The sequence below is a fragment of the Helicobacter sp. T3_23-1059 genome, from assembly GCF_053654515.1.
The window spans coordinates 39,305-60,411 of sequence record NZ_JBSIUV010000010.1; the positions used below are offsets into that span (position 1 = coordinate 39,305).

Annotated in this window: 10 protein-coding genes; 7 read left to right on the forward strand and 3 right to left on the reverse strand. The window is 40.2% G+C overall.

Translation table 11 applies throughout. The annotated features are described in order from the left end of the window. Positions 1–31: 31 nt before the first annotated feature. From dnaB to ACWIX0_RS04480, 3 genes are all read left to right on the forward strand, one after another. On the forward strand, positions 32–1,534 hold the full coding sequence (gene dnaB / locus ACWIX0_RS04470) for a replicative DNA helicase (RefSeq protein ID WP_454172299.1): 1,503 nt from the start codon (positions 32–34) through the stop codon (positions 1,532–1,534). Positions 1,535–1,590: 56 nt separating this feature from the next. Then, positions 1,591–1,773 (forward strand): hypothetical protein, encoded by a 183-nt coding sequence (locus tag ACWIX0_RS04475; protein ID WP_454172300.1) that lies wholly within the window; start codon positions 1,591–1,593, stop codon positions 1,771–1,773. Positions 1,774–2,717: 944 nt separating this feature from the next. Next, the gene (locus ACWIX0_RS04480) at positions 2,718–2,912 is read left to right on the forward strand and encodes a hypothetical protein (RefSeq protein ID WP_454172302.1); all 195 of its coding nucleotides are present in this window, start codon (positions 2,718–2,720) and stop codon (positions 2,910–2,912) included. 102 nt (positions 2,913–3,014) lie between these two features. Here ACWIX0_RS04480 and ACWIX0_RS04485 read toward each other — a convergent pair whose 3' ends face one another. Next, positions 3,015–6,674 carry a hypothetical protein gene (locus tag ACWIX0_RS04485; protein WP_454172304.1) on the reverse strand — a complete coding sequence of 1,220 codons (3,660 nt, stop codon included), beginning with the start codon at positions 6,672–6,674 and terminating at the stop codon, positions 3,015–3,017. 1,044 nt (positions 6,675–7,718) lie between these two features. Here ACWIX0_RS04485 and ACWIX0_RS04490 point away from each other — a divergent pair. The 4 genes from ACWIX0_RS04490 to ACWIX0_RS04505 all read left to right on the forward strand — a co-directional run bounded on the left by ACWIX0_RS04490 (position 7,719) and on the right by ACWIX0_RS04505 (position 16,066). Beyond that, positions 7,719–10,841, forward strand: a complete 3,123-nt coding sequence (locus tag ACWIX0_RS04490; protein ID WP_454172306.1) for an efflux RND transporter permease subunit — start codon at positions 7,719–7,721, stop codon at positions 10,839–10,841. Positions 10,842–10,951: 110 nt separating this feature from the next. After that, positions 10,952–11,989, forward strand: coding sequence for a type I glyceraldehyde-3-phosphate dehydrogenase (gene gap, locus ACWIX0_RS04495; RefSeq protein WP_454172308.1), 1,038 nt, complete (start codon positions 10,952–10,954; stop codon positions 11,987–11,989). A 163-nt stretch (positions 11,990–12,152) separates the two neighbouring features. Next, entirely contained in the window at positions 12,153–14,105 is a 1,953-nt protein-coding gene (locus ACWIX0_RS04500) for a DUF6056 family protein (RefSeq protein ID WP_454172310.1), read from the forward strand. 293 nt (positions 14,106–14,398) lie between these two features. Then, positions 14,399–16,066 carry a hypothetical protein gene (locus ACWIX0_RS04505; RefSeq protein WP_454172312.1) on the forward strand — a complete coding sequence of 556 codons (1,668 nt, stop codon included), beginning with the start codon at positions 14,399–14,401 and terminating at the stop codon, positions 16,064–16,066. A gap of 106 nt (positions 16,067–16,172) precedes the next feature. On the opposite strand, the gene ACWIX0_RS04510 is transcribed toward ACWIX0_RS04505, so the two are convergent. Both ACWIX0_RS04510 and ACWIX0_RS04515 read right to left on the reverse strand, forming a co-directional pair. Further along, entirely contained in the window at positions 16,173–20,000 is a 3,828-nt protein-coding gene (locus ACWIX0_RS04510) for a type IIG restriction enzyme/methyltransferase (protein WP_454172314.1), read from the reverse strand. Between the two features lie 139 nt (positions 20,001–20,139). Further along, on the reverse strand, positions 20,140–20,952 hold the full coding sequence (locus tag ACWIX0_RS04515) for an aldo/keto reductase (RefSeq protein ID WP_454169867.1): 813 nt from the start codon (positions 20,950–20,952) through the stop codon (positions 20,140–20,142). Between the last annotated feature and the right edge of the window lie 155 nt (positions 20,953–21,107).

The following is a 21,107-nucleotide window of genomic DNA, read 5'->3' on the forward strand; positions in this document are numbered from 1 at the left end:
ATGATGATATTTGCAAACTTTAAGGACAAGAATGCCTAGCAAAAATCACAAAAACGAATCCACTTCCCAAATCATTAGCATTGAAGGCACGGTCATTGCAAGCATTTTGTTTGACAATGACGCATTTATCGAAATCGCAGATGTGCTAAGCGGTAATGATTTTTTGCACCCCTCTCATCGCAAAATCTTTGATACTTGCAAGATTTTGCATTCTCAAGGCATTCCTATCACGCCAGATTTTGTCCTCACAAGATTGCAGGGGGAGCATTTTGTCTCTCAAGCAGAATTTAGCGAGATTATCGCTACTTCGCCGATTGCCAATATTCAAGGCTATATAAATGAAATCAAAGATGCTTCCATCAAGCGACAGCTAAATAAATTTGCTATGTTTATCGCGGGCAAGACAAGCCAAAGCGCGCTAAAAGGGATTGATATTTTAGATGAGATAGAGAGGGGAATCTATGAGATTTCCGCGCAAGGCACAGACACGGCGTTTAGACATAGCAAAGAAATAGTCGCTAGCACGCTAGATATGATAAAAGAGCGCAAAGAGAGAGGAAACTCTGTGCTTGTGGGGCTAAATACGGGATTTTCAAGGCTAAATCACTTCACGGCGGGGTTTAAAAAAGGCGAACTAATCGTGCTAGGTGCTAGACCATCTATGGGAAAAACCGCGCTTTGCTTATCGTTTGTGCTAAGTGTGCTAAATAGTGGCAAAGGAGCTGCAATATTTAGCCTAGAAATGCCCGCAGAACAGCTAATGTTTAGAATATTTGCTTCTCGTGCAAATATCGCTTTGCAAGATTTGATTATTTGCAAAATGAATGATAATGAGATGAGTGATTTTACCCGCGTAGCCCAAGACATAGCGCAAAAACCGCTATATATCGATGATAGTAGTGACTTAAGCATAGCCCAGCTTCGCTCAAAATTACGAAAACTAAAAAGCCAAGATAGTAGCGTAGAATTTGCCGTGATTGACTACCTCCAACTAATGCGTGGAAGTGGCACAAGAAGGGGGGAGGGCGCAAGGCAGGAGGAAATAAGCGAAATCTCACGCGGGCTAAAAACGCTCGCACGCGATTTGGAAATCCCTATTTTGGCTTTATCCCAGCTAAACCGCTCACTAGAATCGCGCGATGATAAACGCCCAATGCTATCGGATTTGCGTGAGAGTGGGGCGATAGAGCAAGATGCGGATATTATTTTGTTTTTGTATAGGGAGTTTGTCTATGCTGATAGGGCTATGCGTGCTAAAATCGCTAAGGCAAAGCAAGATGGCAAAGGCGAAGATGAAATCCGCAAACTAGAGCAAGAGCGCGATGAAAAGCGCAGAGAAAATATCATCGAAACTGCTGAAATCATCATCGCCAAAAATCGCAATGGCGAAATCGATGAAGTCAAAGTGCAGTTTAATGCGCCATTTGTGCGATTTGAAGACATCTTGCGCGAGAGGGAAATATCCTATCAACCAACCAACACAAAAATGGATTTACCCGATAATCCTAATGACATTGCTGTCGTGCCGATTTAGGATTTTGTTTTTAAGATTTTGTTTTTAAGTTTTTATTGTTTTTGCGCGTTGGCTTTTTGGCAAAATCTACGGGCAAAAACTGCTTTGTGATATGTAAGCGCAAGCAAAAACTAAAACGCTATTTGCCATACTTAGCGAGTGAAAACAAAGCAAAATATCCAATACAAAATCTAAACTCAACAATAAAGCCGTCATTGCAAGTTGGTTTTTGTCAAAACCCGCGTGAGAATGACGATTGATTTTTGTCATATTGAGGGCAAAGCCCGAAATATCTCTGTTTTTGTCATACTTAGACTTGCTATTTTTGTGATATTGAGCGTTTAGCGAAATATCTCTATTTGCGTTTTTAGATTTTCTAAAGAATTTTCGCTTTGAGATACTTCGCTACGATTAAATATGACATTATGGTATGTGGATTGCCACGCTCGTTTCACTAGCTCGCAATGACGGCAGTGGAAGTTTGCCTACAATGACATAAGTTTTCTTTGTCATACTGAGGTTTTGTAAGAAACCGAAGTAGCTAAAATCTTATTAGACTTAGATTTTTTCATTTTTGTCATTACTTGAGCGAGTAAAACGAGCGAAATATCTCAATCGCAAAACAACAAAATAGATTTTCGGCTTTTTCAAAGCCTCAATATGACAAAATTATTTATTTTTGCAATATCTAAAACAAAAACAAAAAAACCAAGAGTTGCTCCAAAGAGTTGCTCCCAAAATCTTAAATAGCACAACCACAGCACAAAGGCACTTAGACAACACGGATATTTTAGTCAAAGAATAGCTTAAACCCAAGAGAGAGAAAGTGGGTTTAATCCTATCTTTGTATTTTTGGGTTCTCAAAAACGAAAACCTAAGGAGTGAAAACATTTAAACATAAAATCTAAATGCTTTTGCCGTAGTTGTGCTATTTAAAACTTTCATTTAAACCTTTGAAATTTTGCTTCTAAAGGCTTAGGGTTTTTTGACAAAACCTATCTTAGCAGATTTTATCGTCATTGCGAGATTCTAGGCTTTTGTCAAAAAGACTAGAATCGTGGCAATTTATCGCTATAAAATGTCAAAAACACGCTTTTTGCAAAAAAACTAACAATAGATTGCCACGCGGATTTTATACAAAATCCTCTCGCAATGACTAAATGGATACTCTAATGATTGCCACGCCGTGCAAGCACGGCTCGCAATGACGGCAATGCTTGTCATACTGAGCGAACGAAGTGAGCGAAGTATCTCTATTTGCGTTTTAGATTTTCTAAAGAATTTTCGCTTTGAGATACTTCGGTTTCTTACGAAACCTCAGTATGACAACCCACCCCCTAGCCCCCTCCGCAAGGGAGGGGGAATAAGAGGTTTACAACTCCGCACGGGAGGGGGGTAAAAAGCAAAAACTTCCGCAAGGGAGGGTGGATTAAAACCCCTCCAAAAGCCCAAGCCTAAACCCTCTCTTTACAAACGCTCCAAGATTTGCCCAAAATAAGATTTACCCATCAATGTAATAAACCTTTTTCTTAGATTTCTTTTCTTTCTTTTTCTTTGACTTTTTGGATTTGGATTTTTTGCTACCCTCGACTATGGAGCGAGATACTGCGTTGCCGTCTTTATCGGTTACATAGTCGCTTCCTCCAAACCAATAGGCATATTTTAGATTCACAGTTGTTGTGATTCCATTAAACCATTCCGCCGTCCTTAAACCATTTTTTTTCTCAAAGCTAGTGGCAAAGAAAAGCCCATCATAGCCCAAACTTAGCTCGTGGTTTTTCTTTATCATCCATATCAAATCAAACGCTAGATTTCCATAGGCTTTAGGCAAATTGATATATCGCGCATTAGTGTCCTCTTGCCCTGCGAGTGTAAAACTACCTAGCTTTTGCCTATCTAGTATGTTGTATTTGATTCCAGCTTTGACATTGGTGCGGAAAGTATTGCCCCAGATAGCGTAGTGTCGCACGCTTATGCCCACTTGAGGCAAGTGCCACAGCACAGAGCCGTATTTTTCATCGCCACCGATAGGATAGAGTTTGGTGCTTTCATTTTGTTGGATAAAAGGCTTATCAAAGCGCATTTTTGTGCCATAAAATGTATCATAGCTTACGCTTACTTCAGGCGCGACATAGCTATTTCGCTTGAAGTTATAAAAAGTAACCCCACCCCTTAGCTCTGCTCCACCGCTAGCTACTAGAGGGATAGCGATTCCCTTTTCGTTAGAATCAATGGTGTTTAGCTTGCCTGCAGCTTGGAATCTAAATTGTGGCAAATCCACACTTGCGCGGATATTTGCTTTGATAAAGCCTTCCATTACCTTTGCAGTGATTGCAAAGGATTTGTAGTAGTTTAGCCCTGCTTGCAAGCCGTTGTTATAGATATTTGTCTGTGAGCCTTGCATATATGTATTTGTATCTGCAAACTCATAGCCTACATATCCGCCAAATATTCCGTTTTTGCGTAAGTTTCTTTGTATGCCTAGTATCGCACCTCCAGCAAACTCTTGCGTCTCATTTACCCCTACAAATCCATAAGTATGGCTAGCATAAGGAAGTGCAAAAAACCTCCAATCCTTGCGTCCATTATAAGGGATAAAAATCGCATCTAGTTGGTCGATAAGCTCGAAGTTATTATAGCCTTTGTCTAAATCCTGCCCCTTGCTTTGGTCTAAAGTCAGCTTAGCGATTTTTTCGCGGACTTTGTCGATTTTGCGCTCATTTTTTCGCTTTTGTTTGTTAAATTTGGAGCTACGATTAGTTAGCCTACTCATTTCGTATTGCAAAAGTCGCAAATCCACTTCTTGATTATAGTATCTATCGCTATGGAAAGTCTTTGTCGTCATCGTATCTAAGATATTTTGCGTGGTGGCGTTTCGGCGTAGATTTCCCATTATGATAGCTCTATATACATCGGCGATATACGCATCTCCACCATCTGGCTCTAGACGAAAGCTTGTGTTATCGCTATTAAATATCAGCTTTGTGCCTCTACCACTTCTATCCTCTGCATCTAGGGCGATATGTTGCTTTCTTAGAGAAGTTCCTATGGCAGTAGTGCCTGATACGACTAGGTTTTTTAGTTCGTAGTCGGTGTTTCTATCTACACCTTCAGACATATATATGGTGATAGAGCCCTGTGCTACACCCATACAGCTAGCATTAGAGCAACCTGCTGCTATGGTGATATGCTGTTCTTTGTTGTTGTTATTTGGAGTATTCCAACCACTCCCACTAGCAATCGTAACCGATGCGCCATAGATTAGCAGTGTATTTACGGTATTGGTTATGTTGGTATTGCTTAGGGCGTTGTGGTTATTAGCACTGCCAAGTGTGAGTGTGCTTATCGTGCCACCTCCACTTATAGCACCCACATTTGCATTTTCGCCATTTATGGTTAGATTGCTAATCGTCCCAGAATTTGATAGATAGCCTACGGTTATACCATTTTGAAGAGACATATTGCTAGCGGTTACGCCACTATTTACCGTTATATTGCCAAATCTACCTCCACCGCTAAGATTTACATTTCGTATCGTCCCACCACTAAGGGTAAGCCCACCTACATTTGTGCTACCAAAAGAGTAAATATCTACATTTGTAGCTGCGGTTGTGGAGTTGCTTACATTAAATGTCGTCCTGCCTGCGTCTGTGGAGTTAAACCGCAATTCTCTAGTAGTATAGCTTGCGGGGAACCCAACTTTATCGCTCCAGCCATTGCTAGAGAATTGTAGTGTTACAGTGCCATCACCTACATTTCCGTTTAGGTTTAGTCTAGAGTGGCGATAGTATCCTCCGCCATTTAGCATACTGCGCGCACTGCTTGAGACTGCATCTGCGGTAGTGTAGCCCGTGCAATCCACTTTGTAGTAATACCCTATGCCGTTTGAGTTTGCATTTCCCCTGCTCCAATCCTCTGCCCCACTACACGCCGCCGCTAGACTATCTATGCTAAGGCTAGCTAGAATCGCGCTAGTGGCTATGGATAAGGCTAGGCGTTTTTTGGGGTTGGTTGTTTGGATTTTGGCTTTAAAAACCCCCTCCCTTGCGGAGGGGGTTTGGGGGTGGGTATAACCCACATTAGAATCATTTGTAGCGTTTTTTAAGGAAGCGGGAGTTTGATTTACCCACCCCCTAGCCCCCTCCGCAAGGGAGGGGGAAATAACGCCGTCATTGCGAGATTTTGCGACTTTGTTAAAAGTTGCAAATTCGTGGCAATCTATGTTTTTTAGAGATACTTCGCTACGCTCAGTATGACAAATATTGCCGTCATTGCGAACGGATTTGACAAAATCCGCGTGGCAATCTATTTTGTTTGTCTTGCATTGTGGATTGCCACGAATTCCTGCGGAAGTCTCGCAATGACGATTGAATTTTGTCATATTGAGGGCAAAGCCCGAAATATCTCTATTTATTTGCGTATTTTGAGATACTTCGCTACGCTCAGTATGACAAAGTTTTGTTGCTTTTTGAGATACTTCGGCTAAAGCCTCAGTATGACAAATTGCCTTTTTATCAGTTTGACAAATGTTGTCAGTATGAGAGGTGTTTGCATTTTTGGCTTTAAAATCCCCTTCCCTTGAAAGAGTGGCAATGCTTCTTAAAGCCCCCTCCCTTGCGGAGGGGGTTTGGGGGTGGGTATTATTGCAAGATTTTGCATTATTAGAATCTGCTTTTGCAATATCTGCCTTGCTAGAATCATTTGCAGCGTTTTTTGTCGTGGATTGCCACGCGTTGCGTTGCAACGCTCGCAATGACAAAGTGGCGTTTTTTAAGGAAGCGGGTGATTTGGATACTTCTAGAGATACCCACCCCCTAGCCCCCTCCGCAAGGGAGGGGGGACAAGAAGTTTGCAAATCCGCAATGGAGTTGGAATGAGAGGTTTGCGAACCTGCAAGGGAGGTGGAAATTTTGCCATTACTAGAATTTTCATTGCCGTCATTGCGAGAATTTGCGACTTTGTTAAAAGTTGCAAATTCGTGGCAATCTATGTTTTTTAGAGATACTTCGCTACGCTCAGTATGACAAAGTTTTGTTGCATTTTGAGATACTTCGGCTAAAGCCTCAGTATGACAAATTGCTTTTTGAGAGCTAGAAAGATTTAGCGCAGAGCTACTCTCTCTCTCTCTCTCTCTCTCTCGTTTTTGCGCTTGTGCTATCACTAAGCGCGACTTGCTTTAAGCTATGTAAGATCTGTTTGTTTGCTTGTTTTGAATGAGTCGTTTTCATCGTGTCTCCTTAGGTTTTGCCTTAAGACTTTTGAAGCATTTTCAAAGTCTTAAGGTTTTTGGATTTATCTATCTACCCCAAAATCTACCAAGTTTTTTTTTTTTTTTTGAAGTTTTTGCTACGCAAGATTTTGCAAGATTTGGCGTAGTTGGCTTAAAAAAGCTGTCAAAATTTGCGTTTGAATCTTGCGTTTTGAACCTTAAAACAAAACTTCGCAAAAATGTGTAAGATTTTGCTAAAAGTAAATAGTGCGTAAATGTTAGTTAAATATTTCTTAAACAATCCTTAAATATTTAAAAAACATAGTAAAAAAACGCAAAAAAACAAAAAAAAAAAAAAACGACACGAAAAATGGGGGGAAAATGTGGGATTTTGGAGGGAATTTTGGGGGGAAAATTTTTGGAGAGATTTTGGAGGCAATGTAATGGAATGTAAGGGAATGTAAATAAAAGTCAAAAAAAGTAAAAAAATGTGGTTAGTTTTGGTGAAAGATTTGTTTTAGAAAAATGACAAAAAGATAGATTGCCACGCGGATTTTTCAAATCCGCTCGCAATGACACCTAATTGTTGTCATATTGAGGTTTCGTAGAAACCGAAATATCTCTATTTGAGTTTTTGAAGTATAGGGATACTTCGGCTTTTTCAAAGCATTAGTATGAGAATTTGTCTTGTCATTTTTGACGCATAATGCAACTTTGCAAAATCGTTTTAACGCATTAACGCAAAGGCTAAGTGATTTTGCAAAATCTTTTTTTGTTAGATTTTAGATTTTTTTTAAATTTAGTAGATTTTTGTTTTTATATTTTGTTAGATTTTACATTTTTTAGCTATTTTTACTCTCACCCCTTGACTTAGAGTTGCTATCAGGTTTTATAATTGTATTTTTAGATTTTGTGTGTTGCAAATTTTGCGTTAAGCACCAAGACACAACACAAAGTCGTTTAAATTTTAAAACCAAGCAAGGAGAATCCACACAAATGTTTTCCAAATTTTTCATAAACCGCCCCGCGTTTGCTACCGTGGGAGCTATCATTATCATCATCGCAGGGTTGCTTTGTATGCGCTCACTCCCCATAGAGCAATACCCAAAAGTCGTCCCCACCCAAATCACTATCAATGCAAATTATCCCGGTGCTAGTGCCAAAACGCTCTCCACCAGCGTAGCGAGTATCATTGAGAGTAGCGTAAATGGCGTGGAAGATATGATTTATATGAGTTCTAGCTCTAGTTCGGCAGGACAGCTTAGCATAAGCGTGTATTTTAGCAATGACGCAAACCCAGACATAGCACTTGTAAATGTCAATAACCGCGTGCAAGCCGTTTTATCACAGCTCCCTAGCGAAGTGCAACGACTAGGCGTAACGGTGGAGAGACGCTCCACCGCGCCTATTGGAATGTATCATCTCTACTCTAACAATCCCGTGCACGACCAGCTTTTCATCGCAAACTATGCTTTGCTCAATGTCATCGATGAGCTCAAGCGCATACAAGGCGTGGGAGGCGTGGAGCTATGGAGTTTGCAAGATTATGCGATGAGGATTTGGCTAGAGCCAGATAAACTCCAACAATACAACCTTTCACCCCTAGAAGTGCTAAGCAAAGTCCAAGAGCAAAACGCGCAATTTGCGCCCGGACATTTTGGCAAAGAGCCTGTGAAAAAAGCAGAATTTACTTATAGCATTATCACCAAAGGGCTTTTATCCACGCCAGAGGAGTTTGAGAGAATCATTATCCGTGCAAATTCTGATGGCTCGGCGTTGCGACTGCGCGATGTGGCGCGCGTAGAGCTAGGAGCGCGAGATTATCTCACGGATAATTATTATAACGCCACGCCTAGCGTGCCGATTCGTATCACGCTCCAGCCCGGGGCAAATATGCTAGAAGTCGCGGATAATGTCAATGCAACAATGGCACTCTTAAGCCAAAAATTCCCCGATGGTATGAGCTACTCAAACCCATATCGTCCCACAGAATTTATCACCGCAAGCATAAATGAAGTGATAAAGACTTTTATCGAAGCTATCGTGCTTGTCGTGCTTGTGATTTATGTGTTTTTGGGCAATATTAGGGCGACTATTATCCCTGTGATTGCTATCCCTGTGTCTATCATCGGCACTTTTGCGGGGCTGTATGCCTTTGGATTTAGCATAAATCTTTTAACGCTTTTTGGGCTTATTTTAGCCATCGGAATCGTAGTCGATGACGCCATCATCGTCATCGAAAATGTCGAGCGCATAATGCACCAAAAGCACTTAGGTGCGAAAGAAGCCACCATAGAATCTATGCGCGAAATCACAGGACCCGTAGTCGCTATCGTGCTTGTGCTAAGCGCGGTGTTTTTGCCTGTAACCTTTATGAGTGGCTTTAGCGGGGAATTTTATCGCCAATTTGCCATTACCATTGTCGTTTCAGTGGTGATTTCAGGCTTTGTCGCGCTCACGCTCACGCCCGCACTTTGCGCGCTATTTCTTAAAGGCGGACATACTAAGCCTATTAAACCTATTAGAATCTTTAATCTCTTTTTTGAAAAACTTACCTTTAAATTCTCGATTTCGCTTGCTCGTGCGCTTAAAAGAGGCTTGCTAATGCTGTGTCTCTTTGGCGTGATTGTGCTAACGACATTTGGATTATTTAAAAACACGCCAACTTCGCTTGTGCCAAACGAAGATATGGGAATCATCACCGTGCATACGCTTTTGCCAGAGGGGAGCGCACTCTCTCGCACTATTGAAACGCAAAAACACCTCATACACACAATGCAGCAAAATCCGCTAATCGCCGAGCAAACCACGATTTCAGGCTTTAGCTTTTTGGCAGGGAGTTTTAAAAACAACGGCGGAATCGCATTTGAGAGGCTTATTGATTGGAGTGAGCGCAAAGGAGCTGGGCAAAGCGACAAAGCAATAATCCGCGATGTGCAAAAAGAGCTTGATGCCTACCCAAATGCGCGCTTTATCATCGGGCAAGCCCCCACTATTATCGGGCTTGATTCTAGCGGAGTAAATGCCTACATACAAAGCAGGGGCGGAGGCTCAGCACAAGAACTCAAACGATATGTCGATGAAATCATCGCCAAAGCGAGTGCGAGGGCAGAATTTAGCAGGATTTTTACGAGCTTTGCGGTGGATACGCCTCAATACGAAGTAGAGCTCAATAGAGAAGCCACAAGCGCGCTCAATGTCAATATTAACGATGTGTTTTCCACAATGCAAATGACTTTTGGAAGCTATTATGTCAATAATTTTGAAGCGTATGATAGGACTTTTCGCGTGATGATGCAAGCAGATTCTAGCTACCGCACTTCGCCAGAGGATTTAAGCAAAATCTATGTAAAATCGCGCGATAATAATTTAATCCCGCTTAGCTCGCTTATCTCTTTTAAGCGCATCGTGGGGGCTGAAATCATCAATCGCTTTAATTTATTCCCCGCAGCGCAGATTCAGGGATTTTTAAATATGGGGTATTCTAGCGGGGAGGCGATGAAAGCCCTAGAGGAAGTCGCAAGCGAGGTGTTGCCACCTGAATATGACATAGCCTATGCGGGCTCAAGCTACCAAGAGAGGGCGAGCTCTAGCAGTGGCAGTGTGGCGTTTATCTTTGGGCTTATATTTGTGTTTTTGATTCTTGTCGCGCAGTATGAAAAATGGCTAATGCCCCTAGCGGTGCTAAGTGCCGTGCCTTTTGGTGTGTTTGGCGCGATTTTGGCGACATTTTTGCGCGGGCTAGATAATGACATATATTTCCAAGTAGGCTTGCTTGTTTTGATTGCATTGAGTGCTAAAAATGCGATACTAATCGTGGAATTTGCCACGCATTTGCGCGAGAAAGAGGGATTAAGCATTATTGATTCTGCTATTAGCGCGACAAAATTGCGCTTTCGCCCCATTGTGATGACTTCGCTATGCTTTAGCTTAGGCGTGTTGCCTTTGGCACTCTCTAGTGGCGCGGGCGCGCTCTCACGGCATTCTATCGGCACGGGAGTAATCGGCGGAATGCTCGCAGCGACATTTATCGCGGTGTTTTTCGTGCCATTATTTTATAGCTACTTAGCGCGTTTTGGGGAACTTTTGCACGCAAAAATCAAAGAAAAAATGAGGTAGTTTTTTAAATGTTTTTGGGCTTTTTGCAAAAAAGATAATGTAAAATTTCAAGCGTATTTTTTTACCAAATTTTTATCAAATCTTACAAAATCTTTGCAAGGAGCGCGAAAATGAAAATAGCGATAAATGGCTTTGGCAGAATGGGGCGGTGCATTGCTAGGATTATTTTACAGAGGCAAAAAGAGGGCGAAAATATCGAGATTGTCGGCATAAATGACATCGCAAATGCAGAGAATCTAGCATATCTTTTTGGCAGGGATTCTATTCACCGTGCTCCAGATTTTTGCGCAAGATTAGAAAAAACGCAAAATCCAAAAAACACTCCAAATTATCTAATCATCACGCAAGAAGGCATACAAACAAAAATTCCTCTTTTTGCATATCAAAATCCAAATGAGCTAGATTTTGGCACACTTGGCGCAGAAGTGGTAGTAGAATCTAGCGGAATCTTTCTTACCTCCGAGCAAGTATCTCATCATTTGCAAAAAGGAGTAAAAAAAGTCATCATTTCAGCCCCTGCCAAAGATGAAACAAAAACTTTCGTGCTAGGCGTAAATCATACGCAATACAAAGGAGAATCTATCATTTCAAACGCCTCTTGCACGACAAATTGCTTAGCCCCCATAGCGATGATTTTAGAGAGAGAATTTGGGATAGAGAGGGCAAGCCTAAGCACGATTCATAGCTATACAAACGACCAGCAACTACTAGATGTCCCACATAGAAACGACAAACGGCGCTCTCGCGCAGCGGGGCTAAATATTATCCCCACGACTACGGGTGCTGCAAAGGCACTCTACAAAGTCCTACCATCGCTAAAAGATAAGATTCACGGGCATTCTTTGCGCGTGCCTGTGCCAGATGTCTCTATGGTGGATTTAAACGCATACTTAGCAAAATCTGTAAGCGCGCAAACGATAAACGAGCTATTTGAAGCGCAATCTAGGGGGGCTTTAAAAGGGATTTTAGGAGTGGATAAAGATTTTGGTGTGAGTAGTGATTTTTTGGGGGATTCTCGTAGCTCGATAGTCGCGCAAGATTTGACTTTCACGCTTGGAAAAATGGCAAAAATAATGTCGTGGTATGATAATGAATGGGGGTATTCTACGCGTATAATCGATATGGCAAAATTTATCTTAGAGAGGTAGATTTGGATAGGTAGATTTGGAGGGTTAGATTTTGGAGAGGTGATTTTGGAGGTGGATTTGCTCTTATGAGGTGGATATAAGGCGTTTATTTGTCGTTTTTTTTTTTTTTTTTGATATAAATATGTTTTTGTAAAATCCATATTTGTAAAATCCATAAAAAGAGGTGCTAAATGCAAGAAAATCTACTAAAAGAAAACCAACCGAACGAGAGAGAGAGAGAGAGTACTCCGCGCTAAATCTTTCTAGCTCTCAAAAAGCAAATTGTCATACTGAATCTTTAGCCGAAGTATCTCAAAAATCTAAAAACGCAAACATAAATATTTCGTGCTCACGCGCTCAATATGACAAAGGAAACTCCGTCATTGCTCACAATGACAAAAATCCTTATTGGACTAAAAATTGCGCAAATTCTCGCAATGACGCATTAGATTTTTCGCAGGCAAAAATATTTCTTATGTTTTATGTATTCTTTTTTGTGCTAAACGCGCTATTTCCCGCACAAAGCGATGATTTGGGAGCTGGCATTGGCACAATAGAATCTATAAAAAATTCCTACTCGCATTGGAATGGGCGTCTAGGTGAATTAGCTAAAGTCGCTTTTGGTAGTTATCTAGCTCACACGCCATATTTTGCATTTATAAACGCATTTTTTGATGTCGGGTTTCTTTACTTGCTTTTTGTGCTAGTTTTTGGGCGATTGCCACGAAAACAAAATATGGCAAAAGGGGCAAATGTAACAAGTAGGGCAACTTCTAGCGAGCAAACCTCAAAAACAATAGATTCTAGCGATATTGCTATTTTGTGTTTTGTGCTTATTGCGTTTATGGTGTATCGTGCGTTTGGAGCGGTGTTTTTATGGGCAGCTGGGAGTTTTAATTATTTATGGGCTTATTGCTTGATTTTGGGATTTTGTGTGCCATATCGAATGCTTGCGAGCAAAATCTACAATATTACTTGCAATGAAAGCAATATGTTTCATAACAAAAACATTTCTCATACTGAAAGCACAGCCCAAAGTATCTCAAAGCATAGCTTTTTTAGAAAATCTAAAAGCGAAAATAGCGACATTTCGGATTTTTCAACGCATCAATATGACAAAAATACAAAAACCAAAAACAATCTTAAAGAATCAATAAAATCTATTGCTATGCTAGCTTTGGGCGTGCTTGCAGGGTGGGGGAGCGAATTTGGAATCGTGCTAATTTTATGCTTGCTAGCGTTTGTAGCATACACGGTGTATAGAGGGATAAAGTTGCCTTTGTGGGCATACTTTGGCATAGTGGGATTTGTGGGTGGTTTTTGCGTGCTGTATTTTAGTCCTGGACATAGGGCTAGGGCAGAGCAACACGCCGAGCTAATGGGCTATGTAAGCATAAGCAAGCTATGGGCAATGAGTCTAAGCGAGAAATATGCTAGATTTTCGCACACATTTAGAGGTGATACCACAAAGACTTTGTTTATGCAAATAGCCACGCTAGGCATTATCGCATTTATGGTGTTTAGGGGACATATTACGCGATTTTTTGGATTTGGGCTTGTGGTGTTTTTTGTATTTGTCAGTGTAAAATGGGGTAGTGTGGGCTATTTTGCGTATTTGTTTGCACCTAGTGCGGCTATGCTTTGTATATATAGCTACACGCGTGAGAAATCCCTAAAATCCAACAACTACGCATTATTTTTGGTGCTAGCAGGGCTTTTTATCGTGCATTTTTTAGCCACAGGAGCGACTATACAGGTTGGGATTCCACCGCGTGCTAAACTTATTTTTGTGCTTTTAGGCATTGCTATGATTTTGGTTTTGTCTCGCATTTGTGCGCCATATACTACGCAAAATCTACAAGATAAACTTAAAAATGTCATTTTTGTGGTGTGTTTTGTGCTAGCACTTTTTGTGCTGTATGCAAGTGTGGATATGCGACTAAAATGGGAGCGAATGCTAGCCTCAATCGATGCGCAAAAGGCATTAGGCAGGCAAGAAATCGTAGTAAATAAAGAGGTGTTTAGCTCATTTTATCACTCTTATACGAATTGGGGCAATCCATCTCAAAATCCTAATGAGTGGCCAAATACCTCTTATGCAAGGTATTTTAAGGTGGAAAAATTTATCGCAAAATAGTTGATAAACTATGGATTTTGCAAAAATTTTGCGTTATTGATTTTGCGTTTTGTTTGTGGTTTTTGCAATTTTTGCAAAGAGATTTTTAAGCGGATTTTGTCTAAAAAATTTGTTTGCCACACACACTTTATACAAAATCTGCGTGGCAATGACATTTCACATTTGCATTTTTACCAAAAATCGCAGATTTTAGCTTGGATTTTATCTTTGCCTGCTATCATTTTATAAATTTTCAAAACGCAATTTTTGCGTGATTTTACGCTTGCGCGATTTTCTTTATCAAAAGGCATATTATGAGATTTTTTTCTTTGCTAATGTTTGTGGCGGCATTTATGTGTGGCAATGCAAGTTACTCTCCCCTCAAAGCCGCCACGCAAGAATCTCCCTCGCAAGAAGCGCATTTGACTACCAAAGAATCTTCGCCATTTTTCTTACACACCGATGATTTGCTTTCCATTGCCGCGCTTACAAACGCGGATTTGCAAGATTCTCCATTCCTAAAAGATTTGCAAGCTAATCAAGCAGTCATTGCCATTTCAGATTTTAACTCTTTAAGCGAGTATCCAATCGATATAGAATTTCTCGCTCGCGCCGTGTTAAAAGACATTCTTGCTTCTAAAACACTTCGCCTTAGCAACGCCATTTCAGGCAACGCGCTACAAAGCGATAAAATGCTTGATTCTATCCGCGCTATGAGGAATAATAGCGAGTTTGGCGACATTATCCCAAAAGGCTCTCTTTTACCGCCTAAGTATTCTTTGAGTGCGAGAATCTCAAGCCAAGCTAAAGCCCTATCAAGCATAAATAGCGTGGAGTATAGCTTTATTTTTAGCATTGTAAATTTGCAAAATGGCTTAGTGGAGTGGGATTATATCGAGCGGATAAAAAAGAGTGCTAAAGCCCCTCTGCCTAATTTTAGAGACGCAAAAATCACGCAATCAAAATACGGGCAAGCCTGCCTAAAATCCCCCCAAAGCAAAAAAATAAGCCTAAGCACAAAAGAATCTTGCGAAGTGGCGATTATTGAAATCTGGCAAAATAGCTTTGCTAGTATCCCTGCAAACAAAGCTATGCTTTTATACGAATACGCAAAAACAGGTTGCGCTTTAAAATCTGCCTTTGCGTGCAGGGCGTTAGGCGTGGCGTATAAATATGGCATAAAAGAAAATCTCAACACTATCGCAGAATTTAGTGGCAAAGACTATGGGCTAGCCTTAGATGAAAAAGAGCATATTTTATTGCAAGTGGATTTTGCCAAAGCTAAAAGCGCGTATAGCAAGTCGTGTGATTTGCGCGATGGCGGGGGCTGCTATAATCTCGCCCTAATGCAATATCATAGTGAGAATCAAGACTTGCAAAAGGCGAGTGAGTATGCAAGCAAGGGGTGTAAGTATGGATTTAGCGATGGTTGCGAGCTAGCAAAAGAAATAGAGCAAGCCAAGAGTGAGAATCTAGAGCCAGAGGCTCTCACAAAAATCGCGCAATGTGAAGCCAATATCCCGCAATCGTGTTTGGCAGTGGCGTTTAACTATCATCACGGATTGCAAGGTGCGGTAAAAAACCAAACAAAAGCATCGCAATACTACAAAAAGGCTTGTGATTTGGGGTATTCGCATTCGTGCTATATCTTAGGAATGTATCAAGTGCAAGGCTATGGGCAGGGCGCAAAAGATATGCGCGAAGCTCTAAAAAATGTGCTAAAAGCGTGCAATGCCGACCCTGTGCGAGAATGTGAGGCAATCAACAAACTAGACCCCACAAAAAGGACACAACAACAATGCGTAACGCAAGGCAAGCTAGTCGCAGGAAGCGCGTGCCTAAGTGCTGGAGGGTTTTTTGAATCTGGCGTGGGGGTAAAAATGGATACAAATGAAGCGTTGCGAACTTATAAGCGGGGCTGTGATTTTGGCGTGGATATGGCTTGCGAGGCGTATAAAAATCTAAAAGAGCGTGTGCGCTAAATGGTGGCAATGACGGCGAGAAGTGCATAAGCAAAAATCTAAAATGCTTGCGCCTAAAATTTTGCGCCTAAAATTCTTGTGCAATAACAGCTTTAAAATCTAGATTCTAATCCGTCCTAAATTCGATTTCATAATTTATAATAAAGTCCATTTCTTCATCGCTCAAATCATACAGCGGGCAGATTAGTCTATCGATTTCATCGATTATGTGCTTTGATTTGCGGATTTTGTAGGTTTTTACGCCATTGCTAAAATCGTGGTTTTTTTCTATGTCGGATTCGTAGCGTGTGGCAAGTTTTTCTAGCTTTGTGATTATTGCTTTGCTAAATTTTGGGATAGAAAAACGCTCAAATTCATAAGTATAGCTATGCCTCCCCTCACTATAAGCATTTCTAAACCACCAAAAAAGATTGCTTGACATTAACGCCACAAGCATTTTTGCGTTTTTTGCTTTAAAGCTTTTTTCAGTAGTGGAATTTGTCGTAGAATATCCTGTGTATAAATCATAATATCCACCGCCCGTGTCTCTATAATAGATTCTCTCTTTGCCTTTCATAAGCGATTTTAGCGTTTGTTTTTGCGCGTAGATTTTTTGCATTATGGATTGTTCGATAGGCAATCCTATCTTGCAAAGTGCGCCCTCTTGGACAAAATCAAGTGAATCTGTAAAATCCATAGCTGCTATAAGGTCTTTTAGCGATTGGGTGGTGTATCGTCTATTTATTTTTGTCGTCATTAGGTGTTTTGTGGGTGAAAGCGTCTTGGTAAAGCTAATGACTGAGACTCTTTGCTCGGCGTTAGGAAACACTTTCATAGGACGATGTCCATAGCTACTCACTCGTATAAACTCGCAGTTTTCTAAAAGCATTTTATGCAAATCAATATTTGACTTGCTACTTGTAATGCTAAGTGGCACAATGTAGGCAAGATTGCCGTGTTGCTTGATGAGGTTAAAGCCCTTTTCGATAAAGAGTTTGTAAGTATCGCCTGTGTCGGCGTATTGATATTTCCATTGTTCTTTTGGTAGTTTTTTGTTTTGGCAAAAATCTTTTTGTGCTTTATCGAGTAAATCGCCATAGGGAGGATTGCCCACTATCAAATCAAAGCACATAAAATCCCCGTTTTTATCCAAAACTTCGGGGAACTCAAATCGCCATTCAAAATATGATTTTGCCTCTTTTGAGATAGATTCATAAGAGCGCATAGAATCTAGCAGGGCGATAAAATCTCTCTCCACAAATCCTCGTGGCTCGTTTGTAATGCCAAGTGTTTTGTGGTAATTAAACGCGATTAGGTAGTCGTTTAGATTTTTACGCGCTTCTTGCAATGCTTTTGGATTGGCGTTTGGCAATGTTGCATTGTCGATTCCACCATAGCCATAGGATTTTAGATAGTTTGCAAGGGTGCTTTTAAATTCTCGATATGCGGGGTGCGTTTTGACAAAAAGGCTTAAAATAAATTCTTTGGCAGATTCTATATTGCGTTTGTGTAAGCCCCGTAAATCCTCGTTTGTTTCGTTTTTATACGCGTTTGTGGCGTTTTTGTAGGATTGTATTTGTTTGGGTAATTTGATTTTCAAATCATCTAAAATGGATTTTATTTCGGCGACTTCTTCATCGGATTCGCCTAGTTTTCTATCTTTGTTTAGCAGGGCTTTTAGCTGGGATTCTAGCTTTTCTTTGCTAAAATTTATGTCTATGTTTGAGATAAGAGAGTTGCCACATTTTATGTTTATATCGATATTTGGGAGGGTTTGCATTTGGTGGATTGTAGAATCTAGATTTTCGTTGAATCCATCGTTTGAATCTGTCAAATAATAGCTATTTTTTAGCAATTCTATCCACAAGCGCAGTTTGCAAATATCCACAGAATTTGGATTTATATCCACGCCAAAGAGATTATGTTCGATGATAGATTTTTTTAAGTTAAAAAGGGCTTTTTGGATTTTGTGTCTTGGCTCATTTGGGCTTTGTGGCTTGGTGTAAGTAAAATCGCTTAAAACTAGCTCATCGCCGATAATATGCAGCTCTTTGCTTAAAATACTAGAATCTAATAACCCTAACTCATAATAGATTTTTATCATCTCATTGAGTGCGGATACTAAGAAATGTCCGCTCCCAACGCTCGGGTCGCAGATTTTCACGCTTTTTAGCGTGGCTATGTGTTTTTCTATTATGGATTCTCTGTCGTTATGAGGGTTTTTGTCGTTGTGAGATTTTATTTTTACGGATTGCAACCCACCCCCTTTGTCCCCCTCCGCAAGGGAGGGGGAATTTTTGGCATTTTTAAGCCCCTCCCCTTGCGGGAGGGGTTGGGGTGGGGTAGATTTGACATTCGTATTTCTAGCGTGGCGTATTTCGCGGTAGATTTCGTATTCTATGTCGGCTATATTTTTGCATTGCCATTTGGGATTTGCTTCATTAAATCTTTGCACCACGACTTGTTGCAAATTTTCCTCGCATATATACGCGCTAATTGCACTTGGCGTGTAAAAAGAGCCATCTTTATACGCGTTTATGCGCTCAAATACATTGCCCAAAATGCTTGCATTTATGAGCGTATCGGCTTCGTATTCCTCGCCACTGCCAAAATCATAGCTATCCAAAAAATCTAGCAAGTAGCGCAAAAGTGGGATTTTAGCGACATTTGAGATTTTGGATTTTTTGTTGTATTCGCTGTAAGGGAGCAATTGCTTATCGTTGCTTAGGGCGCGTATGTGAATGAGATTTTGCTCGATTTTACTTGGATTAAACAGCGATGAGTTAAGGTAGGGCATAGCAAAAAATGGCGAACTTACATCGCGCTCATTATGTGGCTTGGCAAAGACTTCAAAAAAGAGATTTTCTAAACTTTGAAAATCTTTTATATTTCTAATATTTAGGAATCTATGCGGGTTTATGCTTTGATTTTGCTTGGGATTAAATCGCACCAAATTTGCTTCGATGAGCTTTAAAAATAAGATTCTATTTAACCACAAAATAATAAGTGAGATAATGTTTTCTTGGGTTTTATCTGCTTCATCAGGCAATGAATCGATTATGTTGTGATAGAGTGTCCCGCTTACATTATTTGGGATAATGGTGTTTTTATTTTTATCCTTGCTCCCATCTAGGACTTTTAATCCCAAAATATAAAGCAACTCTTTATAAAACGCTTCGTTAATGTCGTTTTTGTGGATATATAATTCTAGCAAAAATTCTGGCGAAAACGCCTTGACAAAGGGCTTAATCTCGCTTAAATCTTTGGAATCTAGCACTTTTTGCAAATCCAAATACAGCGGTCTAAATTCTGCGTTAAAATGCTCGCTAGCTAAATATTCTTTTAGCTCATTATAAAAATCCTCATTTGTCTTTTGCGCTATTTTTTCTATTTTTAAATCCGTTTGCTTTGTCAAAGATTTGTATTTGCCATAAAGATTGTTTTTGATATGTTCATCTTTGTAGAAATATCTCTCAAATTCGCTCTCTTTGAAAATGAAAAATCGATAAAAATCCGTGATGATAATATACTTTATCTCAAACCTTGCCCCACTCTCTAAGCAACGCTCTTTTTCACGCAAATAATACAAAATCACTTCGTGCAATGCCTTTTTGTTGTAATGCTCCGCGCTTATCATTTCATTTGCATTGCTTGGCTTTTTTGCTTCGATAATCACTGCGATATTATGTTCTTGCATAAGGGCTAAATCAATTTCACTTTTGCCTTGCGATTTTTGCTTGATAGCCGTGCTAAATCCTAGCGATTGGAGCAATGGCGTAAGCGCGTTTGCCACCAAATAATCCTCGTTTTGACTCATAAGTGTTGGGAGATAATGATTGATTTTTTGTTTAAATTCTTTGTATTGTTGCTCGGGGACTTTTGAGTGGTAATACAAATCGCCCCCAAGAAAACTCGCAATCTCTTGAAGCGACTCTCTTATGTTTAGTTGAAGCATTTTTGTGTGCCTTTTGTCAAATTTGGCGCATTATAGCATTATTTTGTTTGATTTTCTTAATGGTGCAAGGTTGCAATAGATTCATAGCACTCCACTTAGAATGCGTTTTTGGCACAATTATAGATTCTAAACGCGACTTTTAACTATCCCAACCAAATTGTGATTTGCCCGTATCTAGCGCGCTCATTATCATCATATCGCTACTATCAAGCGCAAAATCAAAAATGCTAAAATTCTCACGCAGTCGCGTAGTGTTCGCGCTTTTTGGGATAGTGATAATGTCTTGTTGCACCAAAAAGCGCAACGCCACTTGTGCCACAGATTTGCCGTGCTTTTGTGCGATTTGTAGTAAGGTTTGATTATGAAAAAAATCTTTACGCCCAGCCACAAATGGACTCCACGATTGAAGCCTTGTGTCAGTGGCTTTCATCACCTCTCGCAGTGCCTTTTGCTGATGAAAGATATGCGTTTGGCATTGATTTATCGCAGGTTTTATCTCGCATTTTTTCACAAACTCCGCACAATCATTTTTCTTAAAATTTGAGATTCCAAGTGCTTTGATTTTGCCCTCTTTGTAGAGTTTTTCCATTGCCTTATACATTTGCTCTGCGTTTTTATAAGTATCGTGGATAAGCAATAAATCCAAATATTCAAGGCGCAATTTTTGCATCGACTCATCACATCGCCTAAAAGTCTCATCATAGCTCATATTGCTTGAAAGTTTGGTGGTGATAAAAAATTCACTTCGCTTTATGCCAAAATTTGCAATAGATTCTGCCATAGCGTTGCCCACCTCGCGCTCATTGTCATACATTTGCGCGGTGTCTATGAGCCGATAACCGATTTTGATTGCCTCGCTTATCGCCTCTTGCCCACTTTTGCCTTGTAATCCATAAGTGCCAAGCCCTAAAATTGGCATTTTGATGCCATTATTTAACTCTAAATATTCCATTGTCGCTTCTTTTTTGGTTGAATTTATGTGAATCTTGCGACAAATCTTTAAGATTTACCATTTTTACGCCTTTAAAATTTAAATTTTAAAAACGCAATTATAAAAGATGATAGTAGCTATCTGTCAATAGTGAATCGCAAATTTTAACAAAAAAA

What these genes read in the sequence shown, in the direction of transcription:
- dnaB (WP_454172299.1), top strand. Translation starts at nt 32, where the DNA reads ATGCCTAGCAAAAATCACAAAAACGAATCCACTTCCCAAATCATTAGC.
- ACWIX0_RS04480 (WP_454172302.1), top strand. Translation starts at nt 2,718, where the DNA reads ATGACGGCAATGCTTGTCATACTGAGCGAACGAAGTGAGCGAAGTATC.
- ACWIX0_RS04490 (WP_454172306.1), top strand. Translation starts at nt 7,719, where the DNA reads ATGTTTTCCAAATTTTTCATAAACCGCCCCGCGTTTGCTACCGTGGGA.
- gap (WP_454172308.1), top strand. Translation starts at nt 10,952, where the DNA reads ATGAAAATAGCGATAAATGGCTTTGGCAGAATGGGGCGGTGCATTGCT.
- ACWIX0_RS04505 (WP_454172312.1), top strand. Translation starts at nt 14,399, where the DNA reads ATGAGATTTTTTTCTTTGCTAATGTTTGTGGCGGCATTTATGTGTGGC.
- ACWIX0_RS04510 (WP_454172314.1), bottom strand. Translation starts at nt 20,000, where the DNA reads ATGCTTCAACTAAACATAAGAGAGTCGCTTCAAGAGATTGCGAGTTTT.
- ACWIX0_RS04515 (WP_454169867.1), bottom strand. Translation starts at nt 20,952, where the DNA reads ATGGAATATTTAGAGTTAAATAATGGCATCAAAATGCCAATTTTAGGG.